Origin of the sequence: Bradyrhizobium guangxiense (assembly GCF_004114915.1) — a bacterium.
Classification (GTDB): Bacteria; Pseudomonadota; Alphaproteobacteria; order Rhizobiales; family Xanthobacteraceae; genus Bradyrhizobium; species Bradyrhizobium guangxiense.
Genome location: NZ_CP022219.1, coordinates 458,206 through 469,805, shown reverse-complemented (window position 1 = coordinate 469,805; position 11,600 = coordinate 458,206). Strand labels below are relative to the sequence as shown.

General features: G+C 65.7%; 12 protein-coding genes. 5 read left to right on the top strand and 7 right to left on the bottom strand.

The window, feature by feature from the left end; all coding sequences use genetic code 11:
• Window positions 1-7: 7 nt before the first annotated feature.
• Complete coding sequence (locus tag X268_RS40815) at window positions 8-1,102, top strand: GltB/FmdC/FwdC-like GXGXG domain-containing protein (protein ID WP_430648393.1); 1,095 nt, start codon at window positions 8-10, stop codon at window positions 1,100-1,102.
• Window positions 1,103-1,261: 159 nt separating this feature from the next.
• Window positions 1,262-2,713 carry a glutamate synthase subunit beta gene (locus tag X268_RS02255; protein ID WP_128923423.1) on the top strand — a complete coding sequence of 484 codons (1,452 nt, stop codon included), beginning with the start codon at window positions 1,262-1,264 and terminating at the stop codon, window positions 2,711-2,713.
• Window positions 2,714-2,880: 167 nt separating this feature from the next.
• On the opposite strand, the gene X268_RS02245 is transcribed toward X268_RS02255, so the two are convergent.
• Window positions 2,881-4,626 (bottom strand): outer membrane beta-barrel protein, encoded by a 1,746-nt coding sequence (locus tag X268_RS02245; protein WP_128923422.1) that lies wholly within the window; start codon window positions 4,624-4,626, stop codon window positions 2,881-2,883.
• 193 nt (window positions 4,627-4,819) lie between these two features.
• Between X268_RS02245 and X268_RS02240 the strand changes: the two genes are divergently transcribed.
• A complete protein-coding gene (locus tag X268_RS02240) occupies window positions 4,820-5,827 on the top strand; it encodes a KpsF/GutQ family sugar-phosphate isomerase (RefSeq protein WP_128923421.1) in 1,008 nt (335 codons plus the stop codon).
• A 71-nt stretch (window positions 5,828-5,898) separates the two neighbouring features.
• Here the strand turns inward: X268_RS02240 and X268_RS02235 are convergent, their stop codons facing one another.
• Window positions 5,899-6,462: a carboxymuconolactone decarboxylase family protein gene (locus tag X268_RS02235; RefSeq protein WP_128923420.1), complete on the bottom strand. Its 564-nt coding sequence runs from the start codon at window positions 6,460-6,462 to the stop codon at window positions 5,899-5,901.
• Between the two features lie 73 nt (window positions 6,463-6,535).
• On the opposite strand from X268_RS02235, the gene X268_RS02230 reads away from it, so the two are divergent.
• Window positions 6,536-6,859 carry a winged helix-turn-helix transcriptional regulator gene (locus tag X268_RS02230; RefSeq protein ID WP_128923419.1) on the top strand — a complete coding sequence of 108 codons (324 nt, stop codon included), beginning with the start codon at window positions 6,536-6,538 and terminating at the stop codon, window positions 6,857-6,859.
• Window positions 6,860-6,895: 36 nt separating this feature from the next.
• Here the strand turns inward: X268_RS02230 and X268_RS02225 are convergent, their stop codons facing one another.
• The 4 genes from X268_RS02225 to hemH form a co-directional block, all read right to left on the bottom strand.
• Window positions 6,896-7,339 carry an NfeD family protein gene (locus X268_RS02225; protein ID WP_128923418.1) on the bottom strand — a complete coding sequence of 148 codons (444 nt, stop codon included), beginning with the start codon at window positions 7,337-7,339 and terminating at the stop codon, window positions 6,896-6,898.
• 53 nt (window positions 7,340-7,392) lie between these two features.
• Entirely contained in the window at window positions 7,393-8,397 is a 1,005-nt protein-coding gene (locus tag X268_RS02220) for an SPFH domain-containing protein (protein WP_128923417.1), read from the bottom strand.
• 231 nt (window positions 8,398-8,628) lie between these two features.
• Window positions 8,629-9,606 (bottom strand): ABC transporter substrate binding protein, encoded by a 978-nt coding sequence (locus tag X268_RS02215; protein WP_128923416.1) that lies wholly within the window; start codon window positions 9,604-9,606, stop codon window positions 8,629-8,631.
• Window positions 9,607-9,616: 10 nt separating this feature from the next.
• The gene (hemH, locus tag X268_RS02210) at window positions 9,617-10,654 is read right to left on the bottom strand and encodes a ferrochelatase (RefSeq protein ID WP_128923415.1); all 1,038 of its coding nucleotides are present in this window, start codon (window positions 10,652-10,654) and stop codon (window positions 9,617-9,619) included.
• Between the two features lie 83 nt (window positions 10,655-10,737).
• Between hemH and X268_RS02205 the strand changes: the two genes are divergently transcribed.
• The gene (locus X268_RS02205; RefSeq protein ID WP_128929116.1) at window positions 10,738-11,136 is read left to right on the top strand and encodes an MAPEG family protein; all 399 of its coding nucleotides are present in this window, start codon (window positions 10,738-10,740) and stop codon (window positions 11,134-11,136) included.
• 7 nt (window positions 11,137-11,143) lie between these two features.
• On the opposite strand, the gene X268_RS02200 is transcribed toward X268_RS02205, so the two are convergent.
• Entirely contained in the window at window positions 11,144-11,581 is a 438-nt protein-coding gene (locus tag X268_RS02200) for an acyl-CoA thioesterase (protein WP_128923414.1), read from the bottom strand.
• Between the last annotated feature and the right edge of the window lie 19 nt (window positions 11,582-11,600).

Genomic DNA, 11,600 nt, shown 5'->3' with positions numbered 1-11,600 from the left:
CGAGATCATGGCGAGCCTCGGCTTCCGCACCTTCAACGAGATGGTCGGCCAGGTTCAGCTGCTCGACCAGACCAAGCTGGTCGCGCATTGGAAGGCCAAGGGCCTCGACTTCTCCAAGCTCTTCGTCAAGCAGAAGGAAGAGAAGGGCCAGAAGATCTATCACTCCGAGCGCCAGAACCATCATCTGGAGGCTGTGCTCGACCGCACGCTGATCGAGAAGGCGCAGCCCGCGCTCGACCGCGGCGCGCCGGTGAAGATCGAGGCCGCCATCAACAGCACCAACCGCTCCGCAGGCGCGATGCTGTCCGGCGCGGTCGCCAAGATCTACGGCCATGCCGGCCTGCCCCACGACACCATCCATGTCAGCCTCAAGGGCACCGCGGGTCAGGCCTTCGGCGCGTGGCTCGCCCACGGCGTCACCTTCGAGCTCGAGGGTGAAGCCAACGACTATGTCGGCAAGGGCCTCTCGGGCGGCAAGATCATCGTCAAGCCGCCGAAGAACTCCGCCATCGTGCCGGAGGAGAGCATCATCGTCGGCAACACCGTGATGTACGGCGCGATCGAGGGCGAGTGCTATTTCCGCGGCATCGCCGGCGAACGTTTCGCCGTGCGTAACTCGGGCGCGGTTGCCGTGGTCGAGGGCGCGGGCGATCATTGCTGCGAATACATGACCGGCGGCATCGTGGTCGTGCTCGGCAAGACCGGGCGCAACTTCGCGGCCGGCATGTCCGGTGGCATCGCCTATGTGCTCGACGAGGCCGGCGACTTCGACCGGCTGTGCAACCTCAGCATGGTCGAGCTCGAGCCGGTGCTGTCGGAGGAGCTGATCAACGCCGGTACCTATAACCACGCCGGTGACCTCGAGGCGCATGGCCGGGTCGACGTGTTCAAGAACCTGCTCGCCTCCGACGTCGAGCGGCTTCACGTCCTGATCTCGCGCCACGCGAAAGCCACCGGCTCCAAGCGCGCCGCCGACATCCTCGCCAATTGGAAGGACTGGCTGCCCAAATTCCGCAAGGTGATGCCGGTCGAGTACCGGCGCGCGCTGCGCGAAATGGCCGCCAACGCGGACGCCGAGCCGAAAATCGCGATCGGGGCGTAATATAAAAGCCCTCATGGTGAGGAGCGCGATAGCTGCGTCTCGAACCGTGAGGTCACCATCCGGACCCCCATCCTTCGAGACGCGGCGCCAAGAGCGCGCCGCTCCTCTGGATGGGGAGTGAGAGAACAAACGAGTTAAGCGGCAGGGACTTCGGGTTTAATGGGCAAGATCACGGGTTTTCTGGAAATCGAACGGCATGACCGCAAGTACACCCCGGTCGCCGAGCGCGTGAAGCATTACAAGGAATTCGTCGTTCCCCTCTCCGAGAAGGAGGTGCGCGACCAGGCCGCGCGCTGCATGAACTGCGGTATTCCCTATTGCCACGGCACCGGCTCGGTCGCGCCCGGCACGCCCGGCTGCCCGGTCAACAACCAGATCCCCGACTGGAACGACCTCGTCTATCAGGGCAATTGGGAAGAGGCCTCGCGCAACCTGCACTCGACCAATAATTTCCCGGAATTCACCGGGCGCATCTGCCCCGCGCCGTGCGAAGCATCGTGCACGCTCAACATCGACGACAACCCGGTCACCATCAAGACCATCGAATGCGCGATCGTTGACCGCGCCTGGGACAATGGCTGGCTCAAGCCTGAGGTCGCCGCCGTCAAGACCGGCAAGAAGGTCGCCGTGATCGGCTCGGGTCCGGCCGGCATGGCCTGCGCGCAGCAACTCGCGCGCGCCGGCCACGACGTCCACGTCTACGAGAAGTACGCCAAGGCCGGCGGCCTGCTGCGCTACGGCATCCCCGACTTCAAGATGGAGAAGGGCGTCATCGACCGCCGCGTCAAGCAGATGGAAGGCGAAGGTGTCACCTTCCACTACAACAGCCATGTCGGCGCGGACGGCAATGTCGATCCGCGCGAGATGCTCAACGAGTACGATGCGGTGGCGCTGACCGGCGGCGCGGAAGCTCCGCGCGACCTGCCGATCCCCGGCCGTGAGCTCGCCGGCATCCACTACGCCATGGACTTCCTGCCGCAGCAGAACCGCCGCGTCTCCGAGGAGCCGCTCGGCGGCGTCCAGGAGATTTTGGCCGGCGGCAAGCACGTCGTCGTCATCGGCGGCGGCGACACCGGAAGCGACTGCATCGGCACCTCGCTGCGCCAGGGCGCGCTGTCGGTCACCCAGCTCGAGATCATGCCCGCCCCGCCCGAGCGCGAGAACAAGGGCCTGACTTGGCCGAACTGGCCGCTGAAGATGCGGACCTCCTCCAGCCAGGCCGAAGGCGCGGTGCGCGAATACGCCGTGCTGACCCAGAAGTTCTCGGGCGAGAACGGCCAGGTCAAGAAGCTGCACTGCGTGCACGTCGACGACAAGTTCAAGCCGATTGCCGGCACCGAGTTCGAGCTCGATGCCGAGCTCGTCCTGCTCGCCATGGGTTTCGTCCATCCCGTGCACGAAGGCCTGCTGAAGCTGCTCTCTGTCGAGCTCGACCCGCGCGGCAACGTCAAGGCCAACACGCTGGACTACCAGACCTCGCGCCCGAACGTGTTCTCCGCCGGCGACATGCGCCGCGGCCAGTCGCTGGTGGTGTGGGCCATCCGCGAGGGCCGGCTGTGCGCCCGGTCGATCGACACGTTCCTGATGGGGAAGACGGATTTGCCGCGGTAGGCTTTGTCATTCCGGGGCGCGCCACTTGGCGCGAGCCCGGAATCCATCCGGACGCAAGGTTGGTGAATAAATGGATTCCGGGCTCGCGCTTCGCGCGCCCCGGAATGACGAGCGGAGAGAGCCACGCCTCCGCGCTACATCTCATCCGACGTGTGCCGGCAGGCGCACTAGTTCTGCAGCCGCACGCCCACCATCACCACCGTGCCCTGCGAGCTCGACCCCGGCTGGTTCGAATCCAGGATGTCGTGACGCAGCGTGCCCTTGACCCAGATGTTGCGGTTGAGCTTGTAGATCAAATTGCCTTCGAGCGAGTAGGTTTTGTCGTTGCGACCCTGGTTCTGGTAATCGTAGGTGCCGTAGGTGAACTTGCCGATTGCGGTGAGCCAGCGGCGGAAGTCGTGGTCGACCTCGGCCGAGTAGGTGCGCACCAGCACGCCGGAGGAGCCGGGGATGGTGGTCTCGGCGATCTGCGTGTCGGTGAAGAATTTCACCGTGGTGAGGCCGCTCGCATTCCAGATCAGAGAACCCGTGGTCAGAAACCCTGCGAGCTGGCTGAGGCGCGGGTCGGTGTAGTTGCGCGCGGAATAGCCGACCGAGATCTCGCCGGTGAGGATGCGCGAGAACTCGAAGGACGAGCCCACCTTGGCATAGCCGCCGTTCGAATCGCGGAAATAGCCGTTGCGGTCGGCGGCCTGGTCGTGGACGCGGGTGTCGCCCTGGATCTCGACGAACGGCTTCAGGCCCGGCTTGAGATCGTAGGAGAAGCGCCCCACGCCGCCATATTGGTTGAAGTCGCGATCGTTGTTGCTGAACGTCGACCCGTCAGTGAGTTTCGAATCCGTATAGGCGGTGCGATCGACGGTGGCGCCGGCGGCGACCTGGAAACGATTGAAAGTCTGGTCGAAGCCGACCGTCGTGCCGTAGGCAGCGTACACGGGATATTTCTGCAGGCCGGCCTGCACGTTCGGGCTGCCGGGATTGTCGGTGGCGAGCCGCAGGCGCAGCTGCGAGGTCAGCTTGAGGTCGCGATCGACGTCGAGGCGGCCGTCGACATGGCCGGTGAAGTCGGGACGATTGGCCTCGACCGGCGAAGGCGAGGCAAAACCGTCGACCGTCGCCGGCATGTTGTTGGTGTAGCCGGAGAACGAGCCGCGCAGGTCAGCGACCAGCGCGTGGCGCTCCCAGTCCGACATCACCAGGAGATCCGGCGCGACGACGTAGACCGGCGAGCCGACCGGCTTGTTGAGACGCGTCGGATTGGTGTCGTAGCCGGTGGAGAGCTCGAGCCCGCCCTTGATCAGGAAGCTGCCGGCATAGTCGCCGACGGCGCCGAACGGATCGTCATCCGCCTTGAGGCGGCGGCGCAGCGGCTGGCCGGGCACGCTGCCTGCCATCGCCGCCGGCACCGGCGCCCTGTTCGCCGACGCAGATGGCGGCGGCGCGATCTTCGGCAGGCCGAGCGTGGACGGCGGCGGCGCTGTGGTCGGCACCGGCGAGCCGGGCCCGGCCGCGCGCTTCGGCTTCGGCTGGCCGGGATAGAGCTTGGGCTGCTGTCGCTTGCGGTTGAGCGCATCGTAGCCGGAGCCGCCCGCGCCGGTGGCGGCAGGCAATCCGTAGGTCGGGACCTGGCCGACGCGCGAGGTCGCCGGCCTCTCACGGGCCTTGCGCGGATCGGCACTGGGATCGGGCAGCGCCGGCAATGCATCCGACGGCGCCTGCGGCACGCCCGCCGTGCGGCGCGTCGGCAGCGTGTCGGGCGAGGCGAAGCCGCCGCGGTTGGGGTTGAACAGATCGGGCGTGAGGCTCTGGGCGGTTGCCGGGGCGCTTCCGAGGACCGTCAGCGCAAGGCATGGCAAAGCCGCGCGCAGGACTTGCGCGCGTTTGCTCCGGCCGGTGCCTGGAGACGACCCCACGGTGGAATAACTCCAACGAAATCAAACACTTTCCTGACGGTCTCCGCCGGCTGGCGGGAACCATCGTTAATGGAGTTAAAACAATTATGGTTAATGAGGCGTTGAGGAGCTTGGCGCCCTCGTCGCCTCCAGGGCCGCGGCATGCTAAGGAGGCGCCGACCGGGCGAACGCCCCCTCCTCCCTGGACCAGACCATGCCGAGTTCGAAACCGCTGATGACCACATCATCCGGCCCCATCCCCGACAGCGTCGAATCTGCGCTCCGCACCCTGGAGACGGAGAGCGGCGGCATCAACGCGCTCGCAGCCGCACTGCGCGGCCCGCTGGGCGAGACGTTTGCAAAAGCGGTCGACCTGATCCGCAGCGCCAAGGGCCGCGTCATCGTCACCGGCCTCGGCAAGTCCGGCCATATGGGGCGCAAGATTGCCGCGACGCTGGCCTCGACGGGCACGCCCGCCTTCTTCGTGCACGCCGCCGAAGCCGGCCATGGCGACCTTGGCATGATCACCACCGACGACGTCATCATGGCGCTGTCCTGGTCCGGCGAGCAGCCGGAGATGAAGAACCTGGTGAACTATTCGGCGCGCTTCGCCATTCCCATGATCGCCATCACGTCGAACGCGGCCTCCTCGCTCGGCCAGGCCGCCGATATCGTGATCGAGCTGCCGAAAGCGCGCGAGGCCTGCCCACACAATCTGGCGCCGACCACCTCGACGCTGATGCAGGCCGCGATCGGCGACGCGCTCGCGATCGCGCTGCTCGAAGGCCGCGGCTTCACCGCGCTCGAGTTTGCCCACTTCCATCCCGGCGGCAAGCTGGGCGCGATGCTGAAATTCGTCCGCGACTACATGCGCACGGGCACGGAAATCCCGGTCAAGCCTGAAGGCACCGAGATGTCGGAGGCCGTGGTCGAGATGTCGGCGAAGGGCCTTGGCTGCGTCTGCATCGTCAACGATGCGGGCGAGGCCGTGGGCATCATCACCGACGGCGATCTGCGCCGCCACATGCGCCCCGACCTGCTGACGGCGTCGGTCGACGAGATCATGACCAGGCAGCCGAAGACGGTGCCGCCCTCGATGCTCGCCACCGAGATGATCGAGGTGCTGAACACCCGCAAGATCACGACGCTGGTCGTCACCGAGGCGGGCAAGGTGGTCGGCATCGTGCACCTGCACGATCTGCTGCGGGCGGGGGTGGCTTAGGCACGCTGTCTCAACTCGTCATTCGCGTGCGGCAAAGCAGGTAGAAGACCCTCACACTGAGGAATTGAAAGCTACGCCGGAAACCGCGCCGCCGTCTCCTCCAGCGGCAGCCGCAGTCCGTTCGCCAGATACGACACCGTGCGGTAGAAGCCGCACAGCAGCATGATCTCCAGGATCTGCGCCTCGTCGTAATGTGCCGACAGCGCGGCGAATTCCTCATCGGTGAACGTCGCGCGGGCATGCAGCGCGTCGACCGCCGCAATCAGCGCCTGCTCGCCCGGTGACCAGCACGGCGACGTTGCATCGCCCTGCACGGTCGCACGCACCTCCGCCTCGGTGAGCTTGGCCGGCCCGGCGAAGACAGCGACATGCACGCCCCATTCATATTCGCAGCGATTCAGCGCGCAGGTGCGGTCGATGACGATCTCGCGCTGGCGAAGCGACAGCGGTCCGGGATCGAGCAAGCCGCCGGCGCGGAACTTGTCCCAGGCGCGGGCGTGTCCCGCCATCACCCGGAACAGCATCAACGGCGGCGCGCCGCGCATGATGCGGTCGAATTGCTGCTGGATCTCCGGTGGATAAGGCGGGGTGAGCGGCGCAAGGCGCGGCACGGCCTGGGACGTGGCAGAAGACATGGGCTGCTTCCGTTGCTACATTTATCGTAGCAATAAGCTACATTATCTGTAGCGCAACGCAAGGGGGCCCGATATGGCGAAACAGGCAGCATCAGAACGCCGCGTGCGCGGTTCGCGCACCGGGCGGCCGATCATGGCGCTGCTGGACCTGCTCGGCCGGCGCTGGGCCTTGCGGATATTATGGGAATTGCGCGATGAGCCCCTGACCTCGCGCGCGCTCCGTACGGCCTGCGACGAAGCCTCGCCCACGGTGCTGCAGGCGCGGCTGACAGAGCTGCGCGAAGCAGGGTTCGTCGAGCTTGGCGACGGTGGAGGCTATGGGCTGACGGCGCTGGGGCGGGAATTGTGCGCGACATTCATGCCGCTGCACCGGTTTGCCGAGCGGTGGAAAAGGTAGCCCCGCTCTTACCTCCCCTCCAGGGGGGGGTAAGAATCACGCCGCCGCCACCGTCAGATTGGCACCGTCCACCTGCACCACCTTCCCCCGCGTCCCCGCCGGCGTGTCGGGGCCCGCGACGCGCCAGACCGTGTCGCCGATGCGCACGGTCCCGCTGCCGTCGATGATCGGCTTCTCCAGCGTGAACTCGCGGCCGAGCAACGCCTCGGTGCGCTTGTTGAGGAAAGGGCTGGCGCTTGCGTCCGGCTTCGGCCGGGCAAGGCGGCGCCACACCGGCACGGCGGCAGCGGCGAACAGCGCGAACATCACGAGCTGGATCTGCCAAGAGATCGCCACCGCGAACGAGATCAACCCGACAAGCAGCGCAGCTAACCCGAGCCAGAACAGGAAGACACCCGGCGCCAGCACCTCGAGCGCCATCAGGATGAAGCCGAAGATCAGCCAGTTCCAGGTGCCGAGCGATACGAACATGTCGGTCATGACACGACCTTCTATCATTCGCGCACGCCCCTGTCGGGGTCATGCGCCGGTGACTAACCCTGCCGCGGCGGTACCACGGGCGGCGTGCTGCCGGTGGTCGGCACCGAGCCGGTGCGACGGGCGGCGGCCGCTGCGGACGCCGCGCTCTCGCCGAACGTTGCCTTGGCGATCTCGCCGATGCCGGCGAGCGAGCCCAGCATGCTCACGGCTTCCACCGGCAGCATGATGATCTTCTGGTTTGGCGCGTCGGCGAACTGGCCGAACGCCTTGATATATTTGTCGGCGATGAAATAGTTCAACGCGGCAACGTCGCCCTTGCCGATGGCTTCCGACACCGCCAGCGTCGCCTTGGCCTCGGCTTCGGCCAGGCGCTCGCGCGCCTCGGCATCGCGGAAGGCGGCTTCGCGGCGGCCTTCGGCCTGCAGGATCTGGCCCTGCTTGGCGCCCTCGGCGCGCAGGATCTCGGACTGGCGCTGGCCTTCTGCAGCGAGAATGTCGGCGCGCTTGACGCGCTCGGCCTTCATCTGGCGGCCCATGGCTTCGACGAGATCGGCCGGCGGCACGATGTCCTTGATCTCGATGCGGTTGACCTTGACGCCCCAGGGCGACACCGCGGCGTCCACGACGCGCAGCAGGCGTTCGTTGATCTCGTCGCGATGCGACAGCACCTGGTCGAGATCCATCGAGCCCATCACCGAGCGGATATTGGTCATCGTCAGGACCGTGATCGCCTGGGTGAGGTTGGCGACCTCGTAGCTTGCCTTCGCGGCGTCGAACACCTGGAAGAAGGCGACGCCGTCGACCGTCACCGTGGCGTTGTCCTTGGTGATCACCTCCTGCTCGGGAATGTCGATCACCTGCTCCATCATGTTGATCTTGCGTCCGACGCGATCGAAATAGGGCACGATCAGATTGAGCCCGGGGCTGAGCGTCTGGGTGTATTTGCCGAATCGCTCGATGGTCCAGTCATAGCCCTGCGGCACCGTCTTCACGCCGGCCACCAGCGTGACGATGACGAGCAACACCAGAACAATCGCGAAAATATCGAAACCGCTCATAGCTCCTCCAAGGCGGGCAAGAAGCCGGGAAAAGCCCTTTCCCGCGCTGTCATTGGTCGGGATCACGACCTTACCGGTTCAGCGGTCGCAATTCACGTCGGTATCGGCGCAATTCTGCACAAGGAGCACAGCCAGAGAACGGTCATGATATGTATTTGCGACAGGCTCTTGAAAGCGAGCGGGCGCAGACTTAGTGGCAAAGGTTAACAATTTGCGCCGTCACGGAGAGCTCTATTCGATGACGTCGTCCGCGATTGCGAGCAGCCCCGGGGCAAGCGTGACGCCGAGCGCCTTGGCCGCCTTCAGGTTGACCGTAAGCTCGAACTTGGTGGGGTTCTGCACCGGCAGATCGGCCGGCCGTGCGCCCTTCAGGATGCGATCGATATAGTCGGCGGCGCGGCGGAGCTGCTCGGTGCTGTCGGTGCTATAGGACATCAGCCCACCTTCGTCGACGAAGGTGCGGCTCCAGAACACCGCGGGCTCGCGCGCCTCCGCAACGGTCGCCAGAAGCTGGGCGCGGTTGGCCATGGTGAAGAAATCCGGCAGAACCAGCAGCCCATCGGCCTTGCGCGAGGCGAGCGCCGCGATCGAGGCCGTGTCATGCACCGGCGCGGGCTCGACCGTCATTTGGAGCGCGCGGGCAGCGTCCTCGATCGTGCGCAGCATCAGGGGCGCGAACGGAGCGGTGGCGGGATTGTAGACGACGGCAACGCGGGACACCTTCGGCGTGACCTGCGTCAGCATCTCCAGCCATTTGCCGGCCAGGGGGCCGTCGTAATCCGTGAAGCCGGTGAGGTTGCCGCCGGGATGCGCGAGGTTTTCGACAAAGCCCTGGCTGACGGGATCGGTGACGACGGCGAACACGATCGGGATCGTCGTGGTGCGCCGGCGCAGCTCTTCGACCGAGGGCGTGCCGACCGCAAGCAGGATGTCGGGCTTGAGCGCGATCAGCTCGTCGGCGAGCTGCGCGATGCGGGCGCGGTCGCCGCCGCCGCTGCGCCAATCGACCTTGAGATTGTCGCGCTCCTTCCAGCCATGGCCGGCGAGCGCCTCGACCAGGACCATGCTGCGGGTCTGGCCGATCGCATCATCGGCAGCCGTGACCGAGAGCACGCCGAGCCGCCGTGTCGCGTTCGGCTGCTGCGACAGGGCTGGCGCCGGCAGCGCTGCGAGCATCCCAAGAAGCGCCAGGCACCGGCGGCGGTTCATGGGACGCCCATCAGATCCAGCCCTGGAGTTCGCGCCGCACCAGGGTACGGATCACGTCCATGCCGGGCTTGCTGTCGTTGAGGCAGGGGATCGCGGAAAAATCTTCACCGCCATTGTGCTTGAAGATCTCCGCGTTCTCCTGCGCGATCTCCTCCAGCGTCTCCAGGCAGTCGGCGGAAAAGCCCGGCGTCACCACCGCGATGCGGCGCACGCCTTCCTTGGCGAGCCGCTCCATGGTCTTGTCGGTATAGGGCTGGAGCCACTCGGCATTGCCGAAGCGCGACTGGAAGGTCAGCAGCAGCTTCGTCTCGTCCATGCCGAGCCGACGGCGCAGCGCCGCAGTCGTGGCGATGCAATGGGTCTGGTAGGGATCGCCCTTGTCGACATAGGATTTCGGCATGCCGTGGAAGGACGCCACGAGCAGCTCCGGCACGAATGGCAGGCTCGCCAGATGCGTCTCGATCGAGCTCGCGAGCGCCTCGATATAGGCCGCATCCTCATAATAAGGCGGCGTCACCCGCAGCGTCGGCTGGTTGCGCAGGCGGGCGAGCACGCGGAACACTTCGTCGCAGACGGTTGCCGAGGTCGAGGCGGAGTATTGCGGATAGAGCGGAACCGCCAGGATGCGCTCGCAGCCTTTCGCGATCAGCGCGTCGATGCCCGACTTGATCGAGGGATTGCCGTAGCGCATCGCCCAGTCCACCACGACGTGGTCGCGATCCGACAGCGCGGCGGCGAGCTTGTCGGCTTGCGACCGCGTGATGGTCTTCAGCGGCGACTCGTTCTTCTCGGTGTTCCAGATCTTCTGGTAATCCAGCGCCTTGGTGCGGGGGCGGCTACGCAGGATGATCCCGTTCAGCACGGCCTTCCAGACCAGCCCCTGGTCCTCGATGACGCGGGCATCCGAGAGGAATTCCTTCAGGTACACCCGCACGCCCGGCGCATCGGCCGTGTCGGGCGTTCCGAGATTGATCAGGAGCACGCCGACGCGCGGCAAGGCGGATTGGGCGGCCGGTCTCGCGGCCTCGATGGGGACGACACTGGTCATGGCTCTGTGGGTCGCGCGTTGGTCCGAACTTGTCAAGATGAGGGCGGTTTCGCTAGGGTCGCACCCAGGCGGGGGGAATGACGATGACACTCGCGGAATGGTGCGTCTTTGGAGCGCTGCTGCTCTACCTGTCTACGATCGTCTCGATCAAATGGATCAGGTTTGGCCGCTTCGACAATTCCCGGCCGCGCGACCCTGCCTTCTATGAGGACGCGCTCTCGCAACGCGCGCTTGGCGCGCATCAGAACGGCATCGAGACCTTCCCGTTCTTTGCCTTCGCGGTCCTGCTTGCCGAATTCAGGGATTCGCCGCAGCGTCTCGTCGACGAGCTCGCGGCGCTGTTCCTGATCGTGCGGATCGCCTATGTGCTGACCTATCTCGGCAACCGCCCGACGCTGCGCTCGATCCTCTGGAGCGTCGGCTTTGCGATCAACCTCGGGATCTTCTTCATGCCGGCGTTGAAGCGGTTCCTGCCGGTGTGAGGCGGCCTCACGCCGCCAGATGACGCTCGCGCGTGGCGATGAGGTCGCGGATCCATGCCGCGATCGGCACCGGCCGATGGGTTTCCTGATTGGTGTAGACCCACACGATCTCGCCGGTCACCAGCGCATCCGTGCCGCCCTTCCGGAAAATAGCGAGCTCGAACACAAGGCTCGAATTGCCGATCCGCACCACGCGAGCGCCGACGTCGAGCTCCCAGTCGAACCCGACCGGCGCCTTGTACTCGATCAGCGACTTCACGACATGGAAGTCGATGCCGGTCGCCTTTGCGTCGGCGTATTGGTCATAGCCCAGTGCGCGGAAATATTCGGTGATGGTGGTGTCGAAATAGGTCAGGTAATGCGCGTTGAAGACGACGCCCTGGCCGTCGATCTCGGAATAGCGCACCCGGAACGGGTGAAAGAACCAGAAATCTTCGCGCGACATGGAATCCCCCGAAACGTTC